Source organism: Streptomyces sp. NBC_00631 (assembly GCF_045206895.1).
Taxonomy (GTDB): Bacteria; Actinomycetota; Actinomycetes; order Streptomycetales; family Streptomycetaceae; genus Streptomyces.
Window position 1 is genome coordinate 8,795,852 of sequence record NZ_CP107734.1, and the last position, 19,938, is coordinate 8,815,789.

Genomic DNA, 19,938 nt, shown 5'->3' on the forward strand with positions numbered 1-19,938 from the left:
ACCCTGCCATGAAGAACCACACCGTGACCGACAGCCCCTACGGCCCGCTCACCCTGGTCGCCGAGGACGGCACCCTCTGCGGCCTCTACATGGCCGACCAGCGCCACCGCCCGCCCGAGGAGACCTTCGGCGACCCCGACGACGAACCCTTCGCCGAGGTGAAGGACCAGCTGGCCGCCTACTTCGACGGCGAGTTGACGGAGTTCACCCTCGAACTGCGCCTGAACGGCACCCCGTTCCAGCGCAGCGTCTGGGAGCAGCTGTCCCTGATCCCCTACGGAGAGACCCGCTCCTACGGCGAACTGGCCGAAGCCCTGGGCAATCCGCAGGCCTCCCGCGCGGTCGGCCTCGCCAACGGCCGCAACCCCATCGGCATCATCGTCCCCTGCCACCGCGTGATCGGCGCCGGCGGCAGCCTCACCGGTTACGGCGGCGGCCTGCCCCGCAAGCAGCGACTGCTGGACTTCGAACGCGGGGCGGGGCTCTTCTAACCGTCCTGAAGCGCGGCGAGCAACTTCGGCAGGGCAGCGCCGATCGGCTCGCGCACGATCTCGTCGGCACGGGCGTCGTACGGCGTCGGTTCCGCGTTGACGATGACCAGGCGGGCGCCGTGGTCCGCGGCCACGCCCGCGAGGCCGGCGGCCGGCTGCACCTGGAGGCTGCTGCCGACGGCGACGAACACCGTGCACGCCTTGCTGATGGCGAGGGCCTCAGCGAGGACGTCCGGGTCGAGTCGCTCGCCGAACATGACGGTCGCCGACTTGAGGATGCCCCCGCACTCCAGGCACGGCGGATCCTCCTCACCGGCCTCGACCCGGGCGATCGCGTCCGCCATCGGCCCCCGCGCACCGCACTTGGTGCACACCACCTGCCGGGCGGTGCCGTGCAGTTCGAGCACCTTGCGGGCGGGCATCCCGGCGAGCTGGTGCAGCCCGTCCACGTTCTGCGTGATCACCCGAACGGGTGTCCCCGACTGCTCCAGCTCGGCGACGGCGCGGTGCGCCGCGTTCGGCTCGGCCTTCAGCGTCCGGTTCTTCCGCCGCATCTGCCAGGACCGGCGCCGGATCTCCGGGTCACCCATGTAGTACTCGTAGGTCACCAGCTTCTCGGCCTCGGGATCCTTCCGCCACAGCCCGTTCGGGCCGCGGTAGTCGGGGATCCCGGAGTCCGTCGAGATAGCGGCGCCGCTGAGGATGGCGACGAGGGGCTTGGTCATGTGTTCGAGGGTAGGGCGGCCCGGGCGCGGGCGGCGAGCGGATATCGCCGCGCCCGCTCGCCCGCCCGCCCGGCCTGCCCGCTCACCCCACCCGGTCGCCGTTCTCCAGCTCGGCGGTGCCCGAGCCCTCGGCCAGTACGTCCAGCGCGGTCAGGACGCGCCGGCCCAGGGCACCAGGGAGATGGGCGGTGATCTCCTCGCGGGGCACGAGCCGCCAGGACAGCAGTTCCTCCTCCTGGAGCCTGATCGCCCCGAGGTCCGTGTCGGCGAGGACACCGCCGTCGTACACGTACGCCACGATGGGCGGTCGGCCGGTGCCGTGCACCCAGTCCACGGCCAGCAGCCGGCCCATCTCGCGGTCCAGGCCGATCTCCTCCAGGGTCTCCCGGCGGGCGCCCTGGCGCGGGGTCTCTCCGTCGTCGGACTCGACGGTCCCGCCCGGCAGCGCCCAGCCCTCCCGGTAGTTGGGCTCGACGAGCAGCACCCGTCCTTCGGCGTCCCGGAAGAGCGCGGCGGCCCCGGCGAGGATCCGGGGGAGGCTCGCGATGTACGCGGCGTACGTGTCGGTGGTGGTCACTCCGGCAGGGTAGCCAGCCCGGAGGCCGTGTTCGTCCGGGCCAGCCGCACCGTGCGCCCCGCCAGGTCGCTGATGCGGGCGCCGTCGAAGCCGAAGACGGCGCTGCGGACCGTGTCCTCAAGGGGCGCCTTCCACTGGTCCGGGACGGCCGCCGCGCCGGTCAGCACCCCGGCCACCGAGCCCGCCGTCGCGCCGTTGGAGTCGGTGTCGAGGCCGCCGCGCACGGTGAGGGCGATGGTCCGGGTGAAGTCGCCGTCGCCGTGGAGCAGCCCGGCGGTGAGCACGGCCGCGTTGGGGACGGTGTGGATCCAGCCGAGGCCGGATGTCTCGTCGGTGACGGTGGTGAGGGTGTCCTCCCAGCTCAGCCGGGTCTCGTACAGGGAGACCACCCGGCGCACGGTCCGGGCCAGACGGCAGCTCGCCGGTACGACGGTGAGCGCGGTGTCGACGGCATGCCGCACCGTCGGCGCGGTGAACGCCGCGGAGATCAGCGCGGCGGCCCACATGGCGCCGTACACGCTGAAACCCCGTTCTTAGCGCTACCCCTGGAAGGGGTCAGGAAGTGACCCAGGGGAGGATCGATGACGCTCATCCTGAGCCCCCGGGGTACGAACTCGTCCTCGAACTTCGCCAGTTGTGCGAGTACGTCATCCGCGCTGTCCCGCTCCCCGTGTTGTCTCATGGCCTCGATAGGCGGGCTCATTGGCGCGTTCCTGGGCGGGCCCAGCACAGCAGGGCTCTCCGCGCTGACCGGCGGATGTGCAGCGGCTCTCGGAGCCTTCCTGGCCCGCCGCCGCAGCATGGCCAAGTTCAACGCAGCCCACCAGGCCGCTCACGACCGCGGCTTCGCCGAAGGGCTGTCCCACGGCCTGCTTCTCGGTGTGGCCCAATACGAAGCCGCGGTCTTCCCGTCGAGCCCCGATGGCGTTACCGCCGAGGAGCGGGCCGCCCGCCGCACCTACGCCTACCGGATCGCGGCCCAGGACGCCTTGCCCGAGACCATTCGCCTCCAGGCGGCACGCGTGCTTGCTGCGCTCGACGAGGAAGAGCGCGACCGCGCCCGCGAGGCCATGCAAGAACTGTCCCTCGCGGTACGCGAACAAGAGAGATTCACCCGCTAGCGGCATCCCGTGTCGGACCGCTCCACCCACAAAGCTGCGCCCAGCCCTCACGGTAGTTGGGCTCGACGAGCAGCACCCGGCCCGCGGTGTCGCGGAAGAGGGCGGCGGCCCTGGCGAGAATGCGAGGGAGACCGGCGAGGTACGTGGCGAAGTCTGGCGTGGAGGTCATCCAGGAAGGGTAACCAGCTCGGCCTCTATGGCTCCGCCTCCGCCAGTTGCACCGTCCGCTCCGCCAGCTCGCTGATCCGCACCCCGTCGAAGCCGAACACCGCGCTGCGGACGGTGTCCTCCAGCGGCTCCTTCCACTGCGCCGGAATCGCGTCCGCCCCGGTCAGCACCCCGGCCACCGAGCCGGCCGTCGCTCCGTTGGAGTCGGTGTCCAGGCCGCCGCGGACGGTGAGCGTGATGGTGCGGGTGAAGTCGCCGTCGCCGTACAGAAGTCCTGCGGTGAGTACGGCGGCGTTCGGGATGGTGTGGATCCAGCCGAGGCCCGCGGTCTCCTCGGCCACCGTCGTGAGCGTGTCCTCCCAGGTCATCCGCGTGTCGTGGAGGGACACGACCCGCCGCACGGTACGGGCGAGCCGGCTGCCGGCCGGGATCACGGCGAGGGCCTGGTCCACCGCGTGCCGCACGGTGGGCGCGGTGAACGCGGCCGCGATCAGCCCCGCCGCAAACATCGCGCCGTACACGCCGTTGCCTGTATGTGACAGCACGGCGTCCCGGCGGGCCAGGGAGGCGGCGCGGCGCGGCACGCCCGGGCAGGTCCAGCCGTAGATGTCGGCGCGGATCAGGGCGCCGATCCACTCCTGGTACGGGTTGTCGTACGTGGCCGTCACCGGCGGCTTCAGCCCGTTGGCGAGATTGCGGTAGGTGGCCCGCTCCGCCGTGAAGGTCTGCAGATACGGCAGCCGCAGCAGCCACAGCTCGCCGACCTGCTCGGTGCTGAAGCCGAAGCCGTGCGTCTCCAGGAGGTCCAGGCCGAGGATCGCGTAGTCGACGTCGTCGTCGCGGCAGCTGCCGTGGATACGGCCGCGCACGCACTGGCGCCACTCGGGGCGCAGCTCGAAGCCGTCGCTCCCGTCGGCGGGCTCGGGAAGGTAGTCGGTGAGGGGCAGGGCTGCGGCCTGCCGCAGATAGCGGTCGATACGGTCCCGCGTCCACAGGTCGCCCTGCTCGACCGGCTTGCCGAGCATGTTGCCCGAGATCCGGCCGAGCCAGCCCCCGAGGATGCGGTCCGCGAGCTCTGGCTCAGTGCCCACAGGGGTCATAGGAGAAGGTTTACCCAATTTGGCCGCAGGCTGCGCGGGGTTAGACAAGGGGCGCACAGTGGCCGCGCCCCGAAAGGGCGCGGGGCTGTATCGATGTGCGGTTCCGCCGCGTGGGCGCGATCGGCCACGACGTGCCTGAGGGCGACTGACGGCAAATCGCCGGCCCATTCCGCGGGGCGCCATGCGCGTCCAGGCTGAGGTCACGGAATGACGGCGGGGCCTCCCCCGGTTAAAGCCGCAGCGGCGCGACTGGCCTTGACGTGCGCGCGGCCCGGAGAGCAAGGGGAAACGGTGACACAGCGCGTGCTCATCGCCGCGGACAAGTTCAAGGGGTCGCTGACGGCCGTGCAGGCCGCCGAGCGGGTGACGGCCGGGCTGCGCCGGGTCGTGCCGGAGCTCCAGGTGGAGTCGCTGCCCGTGGCCGACGGCGGCGACGGGACCGTGGACGCGGCGGTCGCGGCCGGTTTCGAGCGGCGCGAGGTGCGTGTCGCGGGGCCGCTGGGCCACGAGGTGACGGCGGCCTTCGCGCTGCGCGCGGGCACGGCGGTCGTGGAGATGGCGGAGGAGAGCGGGCTGCAGCTCGCCCTGCCGCCTGGCCCGTCGGCCGACTCGCCGCCGTCGCTAGTGCTGTGACCACATAGGTTCGCCGGGTTGGCCAGGCTGCGGGTGCGACGGTGCGTCCGCCCCGGCGGATGCCCTTTTCACTGCGGAGGCAAGCGCGTTCCTCGCGTTGAGCGGTGAGGACATCGGAGTGGCGGGCGTTGGCGTTGCGCCTGCGCATGTAGCAGCGTGGGTGAACTGCCTCAGCGGCTTACCTCATCGGGGCGCGTCCGCTTCGGGAAGGGGCCAGCACGGCCGGCTGTTGATGTCGGCATCGTCAAGTGGTGAGTTCGTGGAGGGGTAGGTTCTGGTGTCGTTTTCGAAGCGGGCCGCGTCGGTCACGGGTGTGCAGCTTCCGATCTGCAGTACCTGCGGCGTGCAGTACGGGGCACCACGGGCTGATTGCCCGATCTGCCTGGACGAGCGACAGTACGTCGGTTGGGATGGCCAACAGTGGACGACGCTCGCCGAGTTGCGCGCCAGTGGCCGCCGCGGTCGGCTCGGTGAGGAGGGACCCGGTGTGATCGGGGTCGGTGCGGTGCCGTCGGTGGCCGTCGGCCAGCGCGCGCTCCTGATCCGCTCACCGTCCGGCAACGTGCTGTGGGACTGCGTGGGCTACCTCGATGACGACCTTGCCGCCGAAATTGAGGATCTCGGTGGGATCAGCGCGATCGCCGTCAGTCATCCGCACTTCTACGGCGTGATGACCGAGTGGGGCCGGGCCTTCGACGTTCCGGTGTACGTCCATGCCGCGGACCGTGACTGGGTCGGGCGGCCCGATCCGGTGATCGAGTACTGGACGGGCGACACCCACCAGATCGCGCCTGGCATGACGCTGATCAACGCAGGCACGCACTTCGCCGGAGGCACCGTGCTGCACTGGGCTGACGACCCGGAGAGGCGCGGCGCGCTGTTCAGCGGCGATATCTTCATGGTCGTGATGGACCGGCGGTGGGTCAGCTTCATGTACAGCATCCCCAACTTCATTCCGGAGCGACCGAGCACCATCCGCCGCGCTCTTACGCTGGTCGAGCCTTTCGCTTTTGAACGCATCTACGGGGCGTTCTGGGGGCGCGTGGTCAGCGCCGACGGGGCGGCCGCGGTCCGGCGTTCCGCGGAACGGTATCTGCGCTTCGTGCTGGAAAACGGCTCGTAGCGGAGCCGGGTCGGATGGGTGCGTGGCCAGGGGGCGGCGCCGATCGCCGCAAGCGTCGTCGGCTAGTGCGTTGACCGCGCACGTCCGCCGGGTGACGGGGGCGAGGTCCGCCCTGCTCCGCAGCCGGGCACGCCGGGCGCGAACCTCAAGTACATCCCCTGGGCGGGCCGTGGGCCCCGAGCGGAGCTATCGACCTGGCCAGGCCGACCACCAAGGTCGGCGGCAGGCTGCTGATCGCTGCGGCCGTCGCGGACGGCATCTACGCTGTGGCGGTGGTGCTGAGGTCGGCTCCTTCGGCAGGCCGGTCGGGACCGTCGCCGGCGGTTCCGGGATCAGCGAGGGGTATCGCGGACGGGATCGAGGAGCTGTTTTAGATGAGGGGCTGGCTGGCGAGGCTGTTCGGGAAAGAGCAGCGCCGCAGTGCGGGTGAAGACTCGGCGGCGATCCCGTCCCCGGGCCCTGTGTGGCTCGATCCGGAGATCCCGGACGAGGAGCGCGCGGTTCTGCTCGTGCGCCTCCTCGAAGACTCCACGGCGCGTGAGGACGAGCGGGAGGACGCCGCATCGTCTCTGGAGTACCTCTGCGGTCCGATTGTCGAGGCGGCCCTGATCCGGGCCATCCGGGCGGGGGACTTCCACAGCGACCTGGCCCAGCTCTGCGCCGAGTCCCTCGCCGGAATCTGGGCCAGGGAGGGCCACGTCGACCCCGCCTTCCTGGCGGAACTGCGGAGTTTGGCGAAGGAGGAGGTCTTCGGCATCCTCGGGGCGCGGGCGCCGCATCTACTGCCCCGTGGCGCCCATTAGGTGCTCTGACCGCATGGTCGCCGGGTCGTTCAGGCCGCTTGGAGGGGGCGTCCGCCCCAGCGGACGCCCTTCTCGCTTCGGATGCGGGCGCGTTCCCTGCGTTCGGCGGCCAGGACGTCGCGGTGGCGGGCGTTGGCGTTGCGCCAGCGCAGGTAGGCGTGCAGGGTCCGGGTCTGTACCGTGTGGTTGAGGTGGTGGGAGTTGGCGATGGTGAATTGCCGCAGCGGTCCGAAGTGCGCCTCGATCGGGTTCGCCCACGAGGCGTAGGTCGGGGTGAAGCACAACTCGACCTTGTTCATCGTCGCCCAGCGGCGGATGTCAGCGCCCTTGTGGGCGGACAAGTTGTCCATGATCACGTAGATCGGAGCGCCGTCGGGCCGGGCGGCACGGATCGACTTCAGCGCGGCCAACGTGTGGGCGGCGCCCTTCCTGCGGCGGTTGACGCCCCACAAGCGATCGTCGCCGACCGAGTAGCAGCCGTGGAAGTACCGCACGCCATGAGTTCGGTGGTAGGTGGCCGGCACACGGTCGGGGTGCCCCCGCTCGGCCCAGCCCGAGCCCCCGGTGGGCCGGATCCCGAGCGGGCCGAACTCGTCGAAGGCGAAGATCCGGTCCGGGAAGCGGTCAAGGATCTCCTCGATCCGATCCAGCTTCACCTCGCGGTCGGGGTCCGGGGATTCCTTCCATGTCTTGGTGCGCTGGAAGGTCACGCCGCGGCGGGCGAGCAGGCTGCGTAACGCCTCGCGGCCGATCCTGATCACGCGGCCGTGGACTGTGCGCAGGTAGGCGACGAGCTTGCGCAGGGACCAGCGGGTGAAGGGCTGGCCGAGCTTGGTCGGGCGGGTGGTGGCCGTCGCCACGACGAAGTCCTCGTCGTCAGGCTTGAGTTGGCGGGGACGGCCTCCCGCCCACCGAGGGTCCAGGCAGGCCAGGCCGATCTCGTTGAACCGGTGGATCACGTCCCGGACGGTGTCCTCATCAGCCTGCACCAGCCGGGCGATCACCGGAACCCGGTTCCCGCCGGCCGACGCCAGCAGCATCATCGCGCGCCGATAGCGCACCGTGCTGGTGCTGCCCCGGCGCACGATCTGCTGCAGCCTCTGCCCCTCCTGGTCGGTCAGTCTGCGCACATGGACAGGCTCGGCCACCGCACCTCCAGCGGTTCGGATCGGACGTCACCCCACATCCAACCGACACAACTACCGACCCGGCGAACCTATGCGGTCAGAGCACTAGGCACCGGCCACTCCGAAAAGAATCTTGGGGTCGGTGTCATCAGAACTGCGCCCTCGCGGCCCTTCAGCATGAACGGCCGCCGCTCGTGTACCTGAGCCCTCAACGGCCGCGCACTGAAAAGGAGGTGGGCCGTGGAGGTCGCTGGCACCGTGGCGTTGGTGCTCTTGCTGCTGGTCCCGAGTTTGAGCAAGCTCTTGAACAGCGTGGCGTACCGGGTCCGAGCGCGAGGCAAGGCCGAGATCATCCGCGCCGAGCGTGGCGGCGAGCCCGCGAGGCGCGCGCCGTCCGGCGAGGAGAAGCAGGCAAAGCGCGGGAAGGGCAGGATGCGGTGACTCAGCCAGAGGCGATGACCGCCGATGTGCTGGCGCAGGCGTTTGCGCAGTACCACGGGGAGTTGACGCGTAGGGCCGGCAGACTCCTTGGTGACGCAGGCGTGCCGGATTCGGTGGCGGATGCCGATGACATCGTCAGCAGCGCTTTCGCCACGGCACTGCGCAAGTCGGGCGCTGTGCGGCAGCCACGCGCCTACCTGCACAAGCTGATCCACACTGAGGTCGTGCACCTGGCTACGCGTCTTGGGGAGCACCGCCGCCTAGACGAGAAACGAGACGCTGATCCGCTGTGCCGGCTGTCCCCGGTTGTCGCTGACTTCAGCGCGCTGGTAGACAATCGGGATGCGGTATGTCGGGCGGCTCAGGGCCTGTCGATCCCACAGCGCACCGCGGTGTGGGCTACCCATGGCCTGGGCTACACCCGGGCCGAGGCAGCTGTCCTGATGGACAAGCATCCTGGCACGGTTGCACGGCATTGCGCGCGCGCCCTGACCCTGCTGCGTGCTGCGATTGCCGCCGTGATCGCGGGCATTCTGACCTCCATCGGCTTCGTGGTCGGCGGCGCGCTCCAGCGCACGGCGCCCGCGGGCGACCCGTACAGGGGCCCGGCGCTGCCGTCCATGCCGGAGTGGCTGATGTGGCCAGCGTGGCCGAGGGCGGAGGCGATCCCGGCATTCCTCTTGATCCTCTACGGTGCGAGCTGGCTGGTCGTGGCCGTTCGCGTGCGAAGCCGCCAACGGATGCCAGCCCGCCTCCGCCAGCCTCAACCAATGGCTCCCTTGGGCCCACCGGTAGCCCGGAAGGGTACGTCCACTGCTCCGTCGTCGACCGGTCCGGGAACAGCGGCCCCAAACCGCGCCCCCAGCGCATCGGCCAGTACTCAGGTCGAACTCACGGAGTCCGGTGAACTGATCACGACGCCGTCCATGATCGGGCCGGTGGGCAGCAGGCAGCCGTCGATCAGGTGAGGCCGGTACTGGATCTTCTTCACCGTCGTCAGCCTGTGCGAGGAGTGTCGGACCCGAGAGCTCTTTTTGCTCAATGAGGCCTGGGACGACCATGTGATGCTTCGCAGCCTGGAGGAGCATTCGCTGGAGATCACGTACGGCCCGCCCGAGTAGTGGCGGGACGAGGCTGAGCGACCTGGCGCGGCTGCGCCGGGTGCGGGAGCGGATCGACCGGGGGTACGCCGAGCCGCTGAATACAATTCGACCCAGATCGCCTCGTACTGCCGCTCGGAGATCCGGCGTCGTATGGTCGGCCAATCCCGCGGCGGCTGGTTCCCATGAACTGCTGCATGGGCAAAGGGGCCGGCCCACGTGATCTTGCCGTCCTGCCATCGGAGCACTGAGGTGAGTACGAAGCGGCCGCCAGTGTGGCCCCAAACCAGCGAAAGGCTGACTGATTCAACCAGTCCAAAATGCAGCTGAAAGGGGAGGCCGATTGAATGGCGCCCGGTAGTAGCGTGGTAGAGATGTCAGCGTGACTGACCTTACTGGGGGCTTCGGGATGGACGAGCAGGCGTTCAACAGGGAAGTGGGGGCGCGGGTGCGTGCTGCTCGCGAGGAGGCAGAACTGACTCAGAGCGCGCTGGCGCGTCTGGCCGGGCTGACGCGGGGATCGATCACAAATATCGAGTCCGGCACCCAGTCCACCTCGCTGTTCCGGTTGGCCAAGATCGCGGCGGCGGTGCGAGTGCAGTCAGCGGAACTCATCCCGGATCTGGCCCAGGCTCCGACTGCGAGCGACCTCCCCGCTCACATGGCGGACGCTGTTGCCGCCGTTACGCAGGCCGCCCAGCAAGTCATGGAGGCGAATCATGGCAAGGGCTGATGCTGCGGCCAAGGCGCTGCTGGAGAAGTTCAGTCTCGACAAGCCGCCGATCGATCCTTACGGGCTGGCCAAGCAACTCGGGGCGACAGTTGTCCCACAGAATCTGGCGTCCGATGTCTCCGGCATGCTGCTGCGCAACGACGGTCAACAGGTGATCGGCATCAACCAGACTCATACGAAGAACCGCCGGAAGTTCACGGTGGCGCACGAACTCGGCCATCTCTTGCTGCATCGCGGTCGTCCGCTGATTCTGGATTCCGACCTGCGCATCAACTATCGCGACTCCGTCTCGAGTATGGCGACCGATCGGGAAGAGATCGAGGCCAACCGCTTCGCCGCAGCACTGCTCGCGCCGGAGGCCATGGTCCGGGCAAGCGCGGCCAGAGTGTCGGCGCCATCCGCCGACGACCTCGTGGATGCACTGGCTCGTGAGTTCGAGATCAGCGCGCAGGCGATGAGCTTCCGCCTGATGAACCTCGGCATCATCTCCGGCTCGGGTCGCTAGCACCTCCGCGCGGACATTCCGCCTCGACCTTGAGGTCCTCGGGGTGGCTCGCAGTACTACTCCCTGTGAGGATAGTTTGGCTGACATGGTGGGTATGTTTGCGAAACTAGTCTGTGGTGTGCATCCTGGGATAGGCGACAACTGCCGAGGCGCGAACCGCACCACGGCGGCAGCCGCTCGGAGCCCGCATGGAGCGCGACTCCGCTCTGCCGTCTCCTGTAAGGAGCACTTCATGACCGAGCACGTCACCACTCCCGAACATGCCGAGGCCGGATCGCAGCACAGCCAGCTCACCGTCATCGTCTACGCTCCCCGCGACCCGGACCCGAGGACCTTCCACTTCCCGCGGACCCAGACCGTCGGTGCCGCTGCCGCGTACGCAGCCCAGCAGTTCGGCTACGCCGGCGGCACGCCCTCGTTCCAGAACAGTGAGGGTGAGGTCCTCAACCGCGACCTCAGTCTGGTCGCCGCCCACGTCCACAACGGTGACACCCTGGAAGTCGTCGACATCGGCGGCGGGGTCTGACGTGCTCCCCGAGCAGGTGACCCGCGCGGTGATGGTCAGCGAGACTCCGGCCATCACCGCCTGGGCCGAACGCCACCGTTGGACAGTCTGTGTTGACCCCGACAACCAGACGCTGACCGCGGAAACCCGCCACCCGGTCACGGATACGCAGGTGCGCTTCCAGGCAGACCTCACCGATTACCCGGCCTTCCCACCTGCCTGGACCTGTCGCGACGACCAGGGTGCCAACCCCCGCAGCGCCTTTCCGCTCGCAGGCACTGGCCCGATGATCGCCGGATCGGTCTTCCATTCGAACCTGGTCATCTGCGCCCCCTGGAACCGGCTCGCGTACAGCGAGCACAGCGGCCCGCACGGTGACTGGGGTGGCCCCGGCCACTGGAAGACGGCAGCTTCCGCCTACACCCGGGCCCACACGCTCGCCGACATGCTCAACACGCTGTGTCTGCACCTCGCTGTCAGCCCTGGGATGGCGTCATGACGGTCCACCGCCGGACTCCGCTGCCCACTGGCCCGGCCCGCGGACGGCTCCTGGTGGCGGAAGGCGTTCTCGCTCCGACCCGTGCAGCCCTCCAGGCGAGCAGCGGCTCCGACGGGCGCCGCCACGAAGGAGTGGTCCTGTGGCTTGGTCGCGTCCAGGACACTACGACCCTGGTGCTTGCCGCCGCCACACCGCCCGCTGTCACCAGCTCTGGCCGTGTCCACCTCGATGAGAACGCCGTAGGAGCCGTCGCCCGCACCGCTCGTGCGCGAGGTCTCGGCGTCATCGCCCAGGTGCACTCACACCCTGGCCAAGACACCCGCCACTCCGATGGCGATGACCAGCTCGTCCTCATGCCCTTCGAGGGCATGTTCTCCCTTGTCGCCGCCGCCTATGGCACCGGGGCGCTCCACCCTGAACAAGTCGCGGGACTCCACCAGTACCAAGACGGACGCTGGGTCCACATCACCGACCCGGCCGCGATGATCATCATCCCCGCCCACCTCAGCATCCAGGAGCTCCGGTGAACGACACCGCCAGACGCTTCTACGCCGAGCGTGATGCCCGCACCCTCCAATACGGCGCGAACGCAACTGCCCTGGCCCGCCCTATCGCTGTCCTCGTTGCCACCGACGCAACAAGCCGCCCGGCGCAGGTTGCGGCCCTCGCCCTGGTGAACATGCTCGCCCGGGTGCACCGTCGGATCCACCTCGTCGTGCCGACGGACGACTTGAGGGCCCGGGCGCTCGTGGACGCCCCCACACTGGCTGACGCCATGGTCGCCACGGTCACCAGCATCAACCCGGTCCTGGCGCTCACGACCGCCCGAACCCCTACCTCTATCCCGGCCGATGCGATCACCATCGGCATCGGCACGGAGCTGCCACAACAGCTCGACTTCTACCTGGGCTGGCACGGCGGCCGCGGAGAAATCGCCACGGCGCCCTGCCCCGCATCCTCGACGACTGAGGAGGAGCACCTCCTCGGCGCCGCCACCGCAGCATGCCTGGCCGCCACCATGGCCTTCCGCGCAGCTCACGGCAACGCGGTCCGTCCCACACGTCTGAACCCACTCGAACGCACCGCTGATGCAGACGCCGGCACCACCAGCCGGACCGGCCCCGTCGATGTCGGGAACGTTCTCGTTGTCGGAGCCGGAGCGGTCAGTCAGGCACTGTTCTACTGGCTGCGCGAGATCGGCGTCGTTGGCCAATGGGACGTAGTCGACGGTGATCTCGCCGAGCTGCACAACACGAACCGCTGCCTGGGCATGACAGCGGACGACGCAGGCTGGCCGAACGCGCTGCCACACGGAGAACCCCGGCACAAGGCGATCATCACCGCCGAGCTCACCGGTGCCCAACCGCACCCCCACTGGTACGACACCTGGCCCAACTTGGCCGACGGTCCCCGCTACGACATCGTCCTTCCCCTTGCCAACGAGCGCGACGTTCGCGCACAGATCGCGGCCCTCGGACAGCCGGTGCTCCTCCACGCCTCAACCTCGTCCAACTGGACTGCTGAGCTCCACCGCCACATCCCCGACCGCGACGATTGCCCGGCGTGCCGCATACCCACCGCCCAGACCAGCAGCTTCCTCTGCGGTACCGGCCCCGCGAACCCCACTAATCCGGGCAGCCCGGATGCGGCTCTACCGTTCCTCTCGGCCACCGCCGGTCTCCTCCTCGCAGCGAGCCTCCTTGAAATCCAAAAAGAGAGCCAGCTCATCACGGGGCGGCAGAATCACTGGCGCCTCCACCTCGAACTCGGCCACCGTTTGTGGCAGTCGGCCATCCATCTGAACAACGGCTGCCCCCACGCACTTCCGCCCGCTGCACGCCAAATCCTGCACGCCTCTGCCCCCGGACGATGGGGCAGCATCGACCCCGCGGTGTGACCCACAGCGGGGACTGTGGTTCGGACGGCCCCCACTCTTGTCGATCTTGCTCGGTGTCGGCGAGGACCGAGACGCTCTGGCGCTCGCAGATCCGGATGGTCCGGTGGGTGCGGGCCGAAGTGAGGCCGCGCGCGTGGCCGGGCAGTGTAGGCGAGATCCACAGCAGTTGCCCGGCCCGGGGCGGTCACGACTTGCACGTTCACCCCGTGCCTGCGGTGTTTGTGGGAAAAGTCGGCTCGGCTGTCGCCGACCCGGTCACACTCCGCGGGAGTGCCGTCCAGCAGGACGAAGTCGGGATCGGCCTCGTGCAGGGCGCGCAGACGGGCGGTTGGCCCGCAGGTCGACTCCGGCTGCTACGTAAGCGTGGGCGGTGCCGACGGGAAAAGCCGGTGGTGAGCTGCGCGAGGGTGTCATGTCAGCGGAGGTACACCAGGCCGACCAGCGCACGCTGGTGCGGCAGGGGGTTGCAGCGGCGGTCACCCTCCCGGGTGACGATGAGCAGGGTGACCCCCTCGAGCAGGGCATGCGGCAGGTCGAGTGCGGCAGGATAGGGAAGCAATGGGACTTCTGGGCCGATGAGTTGAGACGTCGAGCACCCCCCCCAACGGCACAGGAGCCTTGTCTGTTGCGGACGTCGGCGTCGTCACCCGATTAGTGGCCATGCTGAATGGGCTCAGTGACCCAGGGGAGGACGGATGACCACTGCCACAGCAGCGCTTACCGCCCGCGAGTACCTTCGCGTCAGTGTAGATAAGTCGGGCACGGAGCGCAGCCTCGAGCAGCAGCACGCGGAGCACTCTGAGACGGCTGCCGAACTCGGCGTCATCCTGGGCAAGCCCTACAAGGACATCGGCTCTGCCAGCCGGTATGCCAAGAAGGCCCGTGACGACTTCGAGCGGCTGCTCGCCGACCTGCGCAACGACCGGTTCGGCGCCGACCTGCTGTGGCTGTGGGAGTCCTCGCGCGGCAGCCGGAAGACAGGCGAGTGGGTGTCGCTGCTCGACCTGTGCGAGGAGAAGGGCGTGCGCTTCTACGTACAGACCCACGAGCGCATCCTGGACCCCCGCAACGGCAACGACCGGCGGACGCTGCTGCTGGACGCGGTCGACTCCGAGTACGAATCCTACAAGACCCACAAAAGGGTGACGCGCGGCGTGAAGACCGGCGGAGCCAGGGGCCATGGCGTGTGCCCCTTCGGGTACGAGCGTGGCTACGAGCGTGTTCGGGACGCCAGTGGCCGCCGGGTCATGCGCTCCACCGAGCAGAGGCCCAAGCGGGAGGAGGCGCAGGCCGTCATCGAGCTGTTCTTCCGCATCCGGGCCGGGCACTCCATGGCCGCCATTGAGCGGGACTTCAGGGCGCGTGGCCTCGTGGGTCGACAGGGCAAGCCCCTGAGTGCGCGGACCATGAGCGGCATGGCGCGGCGGGTCGCCTACATCGGCAGGCGTACCCACAAGGGTAAGGAGCTGCCTGCCTCGTGGCCCTGCGTCGCTGACTTCGAAGGTGCCTCGTACGACGGCAAGCCCGTCAGCGTGGCGGAGTTCGTCAAGGTGTTCTATGAGGTGCAGGGCATCCTCAAGGATGGCGACCGGCGCACCAACTTCTCCGGTGGCGTCCGGCACGCCTTCAGCCGCACGCTGGTGTGCGACGTCTGCGACGCCCCCATGACCGTCACCTACCGCAATGCGGCCGGTAGGGCCCAGCCCCCTGCCTACCAGTGCCATGGCCGGGGCTGCACCCGCATCAACAAGGAGAAGACGGACTGCCTTCTCCGCACGGTGGTGCTCGCGTACCTCGGCGCGGAGCTAGTTCCCATGCAGGCTGAACTAATGCTGAAGCGGAGCCAGTTGGAGGCGTACGAGTCCGAAGACCCGGAGACTCCGGGCGAGGCGCGGCTCATCGGCCGCAAGATCGAGAGGCTGACCGGCGAGATCCGTGAGCTGGAGAAAGGCGAGACGGAGTTGACGCCCGGCCCGTCGCCGCTGGCCGCCCTGTCCGACTACGGGCCCGACGTGGAGAAGCGCTGGGATGCCACGCCCGTGGAGGCGCAGCGCTCCATTGTCCGCATGCTGCTGGCGCCTGACGTCCTCGGGCAGGTGCGAGTCAAGCAGGTGTCCGCCAGCGCCACGCCGGACGTCACGGACCGGCTCAGGTGGGTGGACGCCAACGGCCGCGACGTGACCCCGTCGAGCCGCTGAGCGGCCGTCGCGTGACAAGTCAAGCCTTGCGAGAGCGAGGTGTAGAAGCCCTTTGAATACCCTCCACCCTTAGGGCTGTCCCGCAATGACCGAAGTGAGGTCTGCGGGACCGGCCGTCACGTCTCCTGGTAGACGTTGACGATGTTGCCGTCGGGGTCACGCAGCCATACCGACCGGCGCCCCCACGGCTGCGTAGTCGGCGGCTTGAGGATCTCAACTCCCCGGGCCAGCAGACGCTCATGGTGTGCGTCCACGTCGGTGATCCGGAACTCCAGAGTGAAGCCTCCGCTCGCGGCGGCGGACATCGATCCGGGCACCATCAACTCCATGCCCTGGGTGGAGAAGAACGACAGGACGGCACCGGCGACAGTCACCCGGGCGAAGGGATCGCCGCCCTCGACCTCTGCGTCCAGGACCGCGGCGTAGAAGGCGGCGAGGGACGGAACATCGTCGGTGATCAGGGAGGTGCCAGTGAAGTGTGGCTGCATCGGGGCATAGTAGGTCGATGGTCGGACACCCGGCTGCTGGACCGGTGATCTCTGCCGGCCGCAGCTGAGATGATCTTGACGTGGCTGGTGTGATCACGGCGTCGGAACCGTCTTGGATAACCCCTTTCACGGGTCTGAGCCCGCGTCAGTTCAGCAAGCTCATCACCGCGATGAGGCGTGAGGGAGTGGATCCTGTGCGCAAGGGCCGGCCGTGGAGTCTGCCGCTGGAGGACCGGGTCCTGCTGGTCACCGCGTACTGGCGGACGAACCTCACGGTGCGGCAGCTCGCGCCCCTCTTCGGAGTGTCCAAGTCGGCTGCCGACCGCATCATCAACCACCTCGGGCCGTCACTCGCACTCCAGCCCCGCAAGCGGTTCAGCAAAGACACCGTGCTGATCGTGGACGGAACGCTCGTGCCGACCCGCGATCACACGGTCGCCGAGCAGTCGAAAAACTACCGATACTCCACCAACCACCAAGTGGTGATCGACGCCGACACCCGACTCGTCGTCGTGGTGGGCCGGCCCGTGCCCGGCAACCGCAACGACTGCAAGGCGTGGGAGATGTCCGGTGCAAAGGACGCCGTCGGCAAGACCACGGTGATCGCGGACGGCGGCTACCGGGGCACCGGCCTGGTCATCCCACACCGCCGCGAACGCGGCCAGGTCGAACTCCCGGCCTGGAAAGAGGGGCACAACTCCTCCCACCGCAAAGTCCGCGCCCGCGTCGAGCACGCCTTCGCCCGCATGAAGACCTGGAAGATCCTTCGCGATTGCCGTCTCAAGGGAGACGGCGTACAGCACGCCATGCTCGGCATCGCACGCCTGCACAACCTCACCCTCGCCGGGTGACGGAAAACGGGCAGGTCACCCGCCATGCCATAGATCATTTACGGGACAACGCTTAGCCAGTCGGCTCCGACCTGATGAGTGCCACTGCACGGAGCGGGCGCTGTACTGGCTGCGATGGCGAGGCTGACCTGAACTTCTTCGTGGAGGTGCGCCTCCTCTGGCGCTCAGCCTCAGCCCGAAAGCGCGCGGATGGTGCCGCTCCCGGGACCTGTCACGGGTCTGTGTGACGACGACCGAGAGCGATGTGACAACCAACCTGGAGGCCGCGCCGAGCGTGCCTGTGATCGACGCATGCCGTCGTCTCTTCCCACGTCCCTTGCTGGGGCCGATGCCATCACCCACTACCGCCAGCTGCGCGAGGTGACCGTCGACCGGCGACCACCGCCACAGCAGCGCTCACCGTCCGCGAGTGCCTCCGCGTCAGCGTCGACAAGTCGGGCACCGAGCGCAGCCCCGAGCAGCAGCACGCGGAGGAGCCGGCCGTATACGGCCGGCCGGCTCCACGACTGGTCACGCCCTGCTTCTCCACCGTCTCGGTGAAGCGCGCCATCCAGGGCGCGTAGGCGATACCACTGAAGACGCCGATGCCGACGAACAGCCAGGCGAAGGTGTAGTAGTCGGTCGTCTGGTGGGTGGCGCGGGTGGCGAAGATCGCGGTCATCACGATGGAGCCGACCGCGCCGACGATAACGCGGTGCATCGCGACGGTCGTCCTCGGGCGCACTTCACTGACGCCGCTGGTGCGTAAGTGTCGTCCCGGACTGAACCCGGCGTAACATCCGAGTGTCGTTCCCGTCCGGCATAAGCCCAGGTCAGAGCATGTGCGGCAAGCCAAGATTGGCAGGCCGGGTCGAATCCGGGTCGAATTTCGCCGTGCGAGCGCAGAGCGACGTCCGCGGACTGAGGCGCCAAACGGCGAAAGTGCTGTGACCTGCGGAAAAGCATCCGGCTCGGTTAAATGCGGATGACCTGGACATCGGTACGGCTCTGTCAGGCCTCGCTCGTATGTTCACGCCGTGATCGCAACTCAAGGTTCAGACGCACCCGGGAATGACGCGGCAGCACTCGCCGCCTGGCCACCTCAGCCGACGCCTCTCGACATCGGGAGCGGTGGGCGCGAGGACCGGTTACGGATGCTTCGGCAGATGCGGTCCGTAACGGGACTCGCTGCGAGCTGATCAAGAAGGAACTCGCAGTGGCCCGGGCCCGGCAGGCCGAGGTCGCCGCTTACTGGAATCGGCACAAGATCATGGTCATGGAGCGGTGGGACAGCCGTACTGGTGGTCGTGGAGAAATGACCGTGGTGGACATCCCGGAGGTCGCAGCACAATGGAACCGAGACAACCTCGTCCGTCCCGAGAACGTCTTGGCGACTGCTCAAAGACGCGGTGAGGCCAGTCCCTTCCTGTGGCAATGCCTGCCCCCTTGGCTTCGGTCATGAGCCGTGGCGGGCCTGGCCCAAGGACCGTATTCAGAAGGGCCCGGGGTGTCCCGGGTGCCGGCGCTTGATCCGGCTCGCGGACCTTCCGCCGCTGGCTGCTCAGTACCGGCGGCAGAAACCAGCGAGCGACATTACCCACGCTTCACACCAGAGTGTGCCGTGGATCTGCCGGACATGGGGGGCGACCCAAGTACCAGAGTGTGGCAGCCGGTTGAGCGCCGTTTCGAAGCGGTGATCAAGGAGCGGGCGCTTCAGGGGGACGGCTGTCTGGTGTGTGCGGGGTACGTGATCGACGATACGAACTCGCTGTTCACCTGGTTTCCGGAAATCGCGGACGAGCTGGATGCTCCGGACCTTGACCCGCGTCGGCTGCCTACGAGCCAGCACAACATTTCGCGGAAGCACGCTGCCGAAGCGGGTAGCGCGGGCTCGTACGCAACCCTGCCCTGCAGGTGCCGTCACGGCCACAGCTGGAAGGCCACGATCCTCAACCGTGTCCAGGGCACGGGCTGCGGCGACTGCTCGACTTCCGGGATATCGAAAGAGCAGGTCCGCCTGGTCGCTGAACTCGCGGGACTCATCGACCTCGTACCGCCGGAGAGCCGGGATCCCAGGCTGCCCGACGGTGTGCCCGACTTCGCCTCGCAGCTCCTCACCGTCCCGCCCGATCACAAGCCCGCCCACTGGCGCTACAAGGACGTCGAGGTCGACGCGGTCTTCCATCTGCCTCACGGTGTCAGCGTAGGCCTCAAGTACGACGGCGCTTTCCACCACTCGGCACGACAGCGGGACCGCCGCCGGTACGAGAACAAGAAGAGCCGGGTCCTGGTTGAAGCAGGGCTCCTGGACCTGCTCATTCACGTGAGAATCGGCGATCTGCCAGAGATGGAGGCTCCCCACGTTCTGGTCGTGGCCGTGCCCGAACGAGCCACGGCCTACCAGCAGGCCAGCGCGGTGGCCTCGGTCCTGTCGGCGCGCTATCCGGGGGCTGTGCCGGGCCTGGACGCGTACCTCTACGGTGGCACGGCCCGGCACCAGGCCGCTGCCGATGCCTACGTCATTGCGGTTTGGGGCGAGCTGCGTCCTCCGCGCCGAAAGGCGACGAAGGCGGGCCCGCCGACACCGCGCCGCCTCTCACCAACTGCTCCGCCAGTAGACAGCCTGCAGTCACCTCTTTCCGAGCCCTACCGGAATCCGGAAAACCCAGATGAGATCGTCCGCGACCACCGGTGCAATTGCGGCAATCCCGAGATCTTCGCCGTTGCCTAGTCCCAGGTCACTTCCGGAAACACCCGTAGTTGCGGATGTCTGGCCACACAGGCCGGGCAGCGTCCGCGACCAGCTGTCTCCAAGGCTGAGACGCACGCTGTCCGGACCTGGGCTCAGCAGCGGGCGATAGCCCTCGGCGGCAG

At 68.5% G+C, this 19,938-nt stretch carries 21 protein-coding genes and 4 pseudogenes; 16 read left to right on the forward strand and 9 right to left on the reverse strand.

Annotated elements, in window-relative coordinates:
• Positions 1–8: 8 nt before the first annotated feature.
• Positions 9–491, forward strand: a complete 483-nt coding sequence (locus OHB00_RS40255; protein WP_406442487.1) for a methylated-DNA--[protein]-cysteine S-methyltransferase — start codon at positions 9–11, stop codon at positions 489–491.
• Here OHB00_RS40255 and OHB00_RS40260 read toward each other — a convergent pair.
• The 3 genes and pseudogenes from OHB00_RS40260 to OHB00_RS40270 form a co-directional block, all read right to left on the reverse strand.
• The gene (locus OHB00_RS40260) at positions 488–1,216 is read right to left on the reverse strand and encodes a Sir2 family NAD-dependent protein deacetylase (RefSeq protein ID WP_406442488.1); all 729 of its coding nucleotides are present in this window, start codon (positions 1,214–1,216) and stop codon (positions 488–490) included. The two genes, OHB00_RS40255 and OHB00_RS40260, sit on opposite strands and share 4 nt — an antisense overlap.
• A gap of 82 nt (positions 1,217–1,298) precedes the next feature.
• Positions 1,299–1,793 (reverse strand): NUDIX domain-containing protein, encoded by a 495-nt coding sequence (locus OHB00_RS40265; protein ID WP_406442490.1) that lies wholly within the window; start codon positions 1,791–1,793, stop codon positions 1,299–1,301.
• Positions 1,790–2,320: pseudogene (locus tag OHB00_RS40270) on the reverse strand (ADP-ribosylglycohydrolase family protein); the annotation flags it as partial. The pseudogene OHB00_RS40270 and the gene OHB00_RS40265, both read right to left, overlap by 4 nt.
• A gap of 273 nt (positions 2,321–2,593) precedes the next feature.
• Here OHB00_RS40270 and OHB00_RS40275 point away from each other — a divergent pair.
• Positions 2,594–2,914 (forward strand): hypothetical protein, encoded by a 321-nt coding sequence (locus OHB00_RS40275; protein ID WP_406442491.1) that lies wholly within the window; start codon positions 2,594–2,596, stop codon positions 2,912–2,914.
• Between the two features lie 37 nt (positions 2,915–2,951).
• Here OHB00_RS40275 and OHB00_RS40280 read toward each other — a convergent pair.
• Together OHB00_RS40280 and OHB00_RS40285 are read right to left on the reverse strand one after the other, a co-directional pair.
• A pseudogene (locus OHB00_RS40280) lies at positions 2,952–3,083 on the reverse strand (NUDIX hydrolase); the annotation flags it as partial.
• A 25-nt stretch (positions 3,084–3,108) separates the two neighbouring features.
• Positions 3,109–4,182 (reverse strand): ADP-ribosylglycohydrolase family protein, encoded by a 1,074-nt coding sequence (locus OHB00_RS40285; protein WP_406442493.1) that lies wholly within the window; start codon positions 4,180–4,182, stop codon positions 3,109–3,111.
• A 303-nt stretch (positions 4,183–4,485) separates the two neighbouring features.
• On the opposite strand from OHB00_RS40285, the pseudogene OHB00_RS40290 reads away from it, so the two are divergent.
• The 3 genes and pseudogenes from OHB00_RS40290 to OHB00_RS40300 form a co-directional block, all read left to right on the forward strand.
• Positions 4,486–4,779 (forward strand): annotated as a pseudogene (locus OHB00_RS40290) (glycerate kinase); the annotation flags it as partial.
• A gap of 313 nt (positions 4,780–5,092) precedes the next feature.
• Entirely contained in the window at positions 5,093–5,938 is an 846-nt protein-coding gene (locus OHB00_RS40295) for an MBL fold metallo-hydrolase (protein WP_406442495.1), read from the forward strand.
• 374 nt (positions 5,939–6,312) lie between these two features.
• A complete protein-coding gene (locus OHB00_RS40300; protein WP_406442497.1) occupies positions 6,313–6,741 on the forward strand; it encodes a hypothetical protein in 429 nt (142 codons plus the stop codon).
• Positions 6,742–6,770: 29 nt separating this feature from the next.
• Here OHB00_RS40300 and OHB00_RS40305 read toward each other — a convergent pair whose 3' ends face one another.
• Positions 6,771–7,889, reverse strand: a complete 1,119-nt coding sequence (locus OHB00_RS40305) for an IS630 family transposase (RefSeq protein ID WP_406442498.1) — start codon at positions 7,887–7,889, stop codon at positions 6,771–6,773.
• A gap of 219 nt (positions 7,890–8,108) precedes the next feature.
• On the opposite strand from OHB00_RS40305, the gene OHB00_RS40310 reads away from it, so the two are divergent.
• The 8 genes from OHB00_RS40310 (at position 8,109) to OHB00_RS40345 (ending at position 13,548) form a co-directional block, all read left to right on the forward strand.
• On the forward strand, positions 8,109–8,309 hold the full coding sequence (locus tag OHB00_RS40310) for a hypothetical protein (RefSeq protein ID WP_406442499.1): 201 nt from the start codon (positions 8,109–8,111) through the stop codon (positions 8,307–8,309).
• Positions 8,310–8,323: 14 nt separating this feature from the next.
• The gene (locus OHB00_RS40315; RefSeq protein WP_406442501.1) at positions 8,324–9,277 is read left to right on the forward strand and encodes an RNA polymerase sigma factor; all 954 of its coding nucleotides are present in this window, start codon (positions 8,324–8,326) and stop codon (positions 9,275–9,277) included.
• 541 nt (positions 9,278–9,818) lie between these two features.
• The gene (locus OHB00_RS40320) at positions 9,819–10,142 is read left to right on the forward strand and encodes a helix-turn-helix domain-containing protein (RefSeq protein ID WP_406442503.1); all 324 of its coding nucleotides are present in this window, start codon (positions 9,819–9,821) and stop codon (positions 10,140–10,142) included.
• Complete coding sequence (locus OHB00_RS40325) at positions 10,129–10,647, forward strand: ImmA/IrrE family metallo-endopeptidase (RefSeq protein WP_406442505.1); 519 nt, start codon at positions 10,129–10,131, stop codon at positions 10,645–10,647. Before OHB00_RS40320 ends, OHB00_RS40325 begins: the two co-directional genes overlap by 14 nt.
• Positions 10,648–10,879: 232 nt before the next feature.
• Positions 10,880–11,173 (forward strand): hypothetical protein, encoded by a 294-nt coding sequence (locus OHB00_RS40330; RefSeq protein ID WP_406442506.1) that lies wholly within the window; start codon positions 10,880–10,882, stop codon positions 11,171–11,173.
• 1 nt (position 11,174) lies between these two features.
• Positions 11,175–11,651, forward strand: coding sequence for a hypothetical protein (locus OHB00_RS40335; RefSeq protein ID WP_406442508.1), 477 nt, complete (start codon positions 11,175–11,177; stop codon positions 11,649–11,651).
• Positions 11,648–12,178 (forward strand): Mov34/MPN/PAD-1 family protein, encoded by a 531-nt coding sequence (locus OHB00_RS40340; RefSeq protein WP_406442510.1) that lies wholly within the window; start codon positions 11,648–11,650, stop codon positions 12,176–12,178. Before OHB00_RS40335 ends, OHB00_RS40340 begins: the two co-directional genes overlap by 4 nt.
• Entirely contained in the window at positions 12,175–13,548 is a 1,374-nt protein-coding gene (locus OHB00_RS40345; RefSeq protein ID WP_406442512.1) for a hypothetical protein, read from the forward strand. Before OHB00_RS40340 ends, OHB00_RS40345 begins: the two co-directional genes overlap by 4 nt.
• Before the next feature lie 55 nt (positions 13,549–13,603).
• Here OHB00_RS40345 and OHB00_RS40350 read toward each other — a convergent pair.
• Positions 13,604–14,107: pseudogene (locus OHB00_RS40350) on the reverse strand (transposase family protein); the annotation flags it as partial.
• 136 nt (positions 14,108–14,243) lie between these two features.
• Between OHB00_RS40350 and OHB00_RS40355 the strand changes: the two are divergent.
• Positions 14,244–15,746, forward strand: coding sequence for a recombinase family protein (locus OHB00_RS40355; protein ID WP_406442513.1), 1,503 nt, complete (start codon positions 14,244–14,246; stop codon positions 15,744–15,746).
• A gap of 116 nt (positions 15,747–15,862) precedes the next feature.
• Here the strand turns inward: OHB00_RS40355 and OHB00_RS40360 are convergent, their stop codons facing one another.
• Positions 15,863–16,234, reverse strand: coding sequence for a VOC family protein (locus OHB00_RS40360; protein ID WP_406442515.1), 372 nt, complete (start codon positions 16,232–16,234; stop codon positions 15,863–15,865).
• 80 nt (positions 16,235–16,314) lie between these two features.
• Between OHB00_RS40360 and OHB00_RS40365 the strand changes: the two genes are divergently transcribed.
• Positions 16,315–17,085: a transposase gene (locus tag OHB00_RS40365; protein ID WP_406442517.1), complete on the forward strand. Its 771-nt coding sequence runs from the start codon at positions 16,315–16,317 to the stop codon at positions 17,083–17,085.
• 334 nt (positions 17,086–17,419) lie between these two features.
• Here OHB00_RS40365 and OHB00_RS40370 read toward each other — a convergent pair whose 3' ends face one another.
• Complete coding sequence (locus tag OHB00_RS40370; protein ID WP_406442518.1) at positions 17,420–17,785, reverse strand: hypothetical protein; 366 nt, start codon at positions 17,783–17,785, stop codon at positions 17,420–17,422.
• A 900-nt stretch (positions 17,786–18,685) separates the two neighbouring features.
• On the opposite strand from OHB00_RS40370, the gene OHB00_RS40375 reads away from it, so the two are divergent.
• The gene (locus OHB00_RS40375) at positions 18,686–19,795 is read left to right on the forward strand and encodes a hypothetical protein (RefSeq protein ID WP_406442520.1); all 1,110 of its coding nucleotides are present in this window, start codon (positions 18,686–18,688) and stop codon (positions 19,793–19,795) included.
• The last annotated feature ends 143 nt before the right edge of the window (positions 19,796–19,938 follow it).

Bases quoted from the DNA above. Each gene is read 5' to 3' on its own strand.
- OHB00_RS40325 (WP_406442505.1), top strand. From the start codon at position 10,129: ATGGCAAGGGCTGATGCTGCGGCCAAGGCGCTGCTGGAGAAGTTCAGT.
- OHB00_RS40260 (WP_406442488.1), bottom strand. From the start codon at position 1,216: ATGACCAAGCCCCTCGTCGCCATCCTCAGCGGCGCCGCTATCTCGACG.
- OHB00_RS40330 (WP_406442506.1), top strand. From the start codon at position 10,880: ATGACCGAGCACGTCACCACTCCCGAACATGCCGAGGCCGGATCGCAG.
- OHB00_RS40300 (WP_406442497.1), top strand. From the start codon at position 6,313: ATGAGGGGCTGGCTGGCGAGGCTGTTCGGGAAAGAGCAGCGCCGCAGT.
- OHB00_RS40340 (WP_406442510.1), top strand. From the start codon at position 11,648: ATGACGGTCCACCGCCGGACTCCGCTGCCCACTGGCCCGGCCCGCGGA.
- OHB00_RS40355 (WP_406442513.1), top strand. From the start codon at position 14,244: ATGACCACTGCCACAGCAGCGCTTACCGCCCGCGAGTACCTTCGCGTC.
- OHB00_RS40370 (WP_406442518.1), bottom strand. From the start codon at position 17,785: ATGCACCGCGTTATCGTCGGCGCGGTCGGCTCCATCGTGATGACCGCG.
- OHB00_RS40285 (WP_406442493.1), bottom strand. From the start codon at position 4,182: ATGACCCCTGTGGGCACTGAGCCAGAGCTCGCGGACCGCATCCTCGGG.
- OHB00_RS40360 (WP_406442515.1), bottom strand. From the start codon at position 16,234: ATGCAGCCACACTTCACTGGCACCTCCCTGATCACCGACGATGTTCCG.
- OHB00_RS40255 (WP_406442487.1), top strand. From the start codon at position 9: ATGAAGAACCACACCGTGACCGACAGCCCCTACGGCCCGCTCACCCTG.
- OHB00_RS40315 (WP_406442501.1), top strand. From the start codon at position 8,324: ATGACCGCCGATGTGCTGGCGCAGGCGTTTGCGCAGTACCACGGGGAG.
- OHB00_RS40275 (WP_406442491.1), top strand. From the start codon at position 2,594: ATGGCCAAGTTCAACGCAGCCCACCAGGCCGCTCACGACCGCGGCTTC.
- OHB00_RS40320 (WP_406442503.1), top strand. From the start codon at position 9,819: ATGGACGAGCAGGCGTTCAACAGGGAAGTGGGGGCGCGGGTGCGTGCT.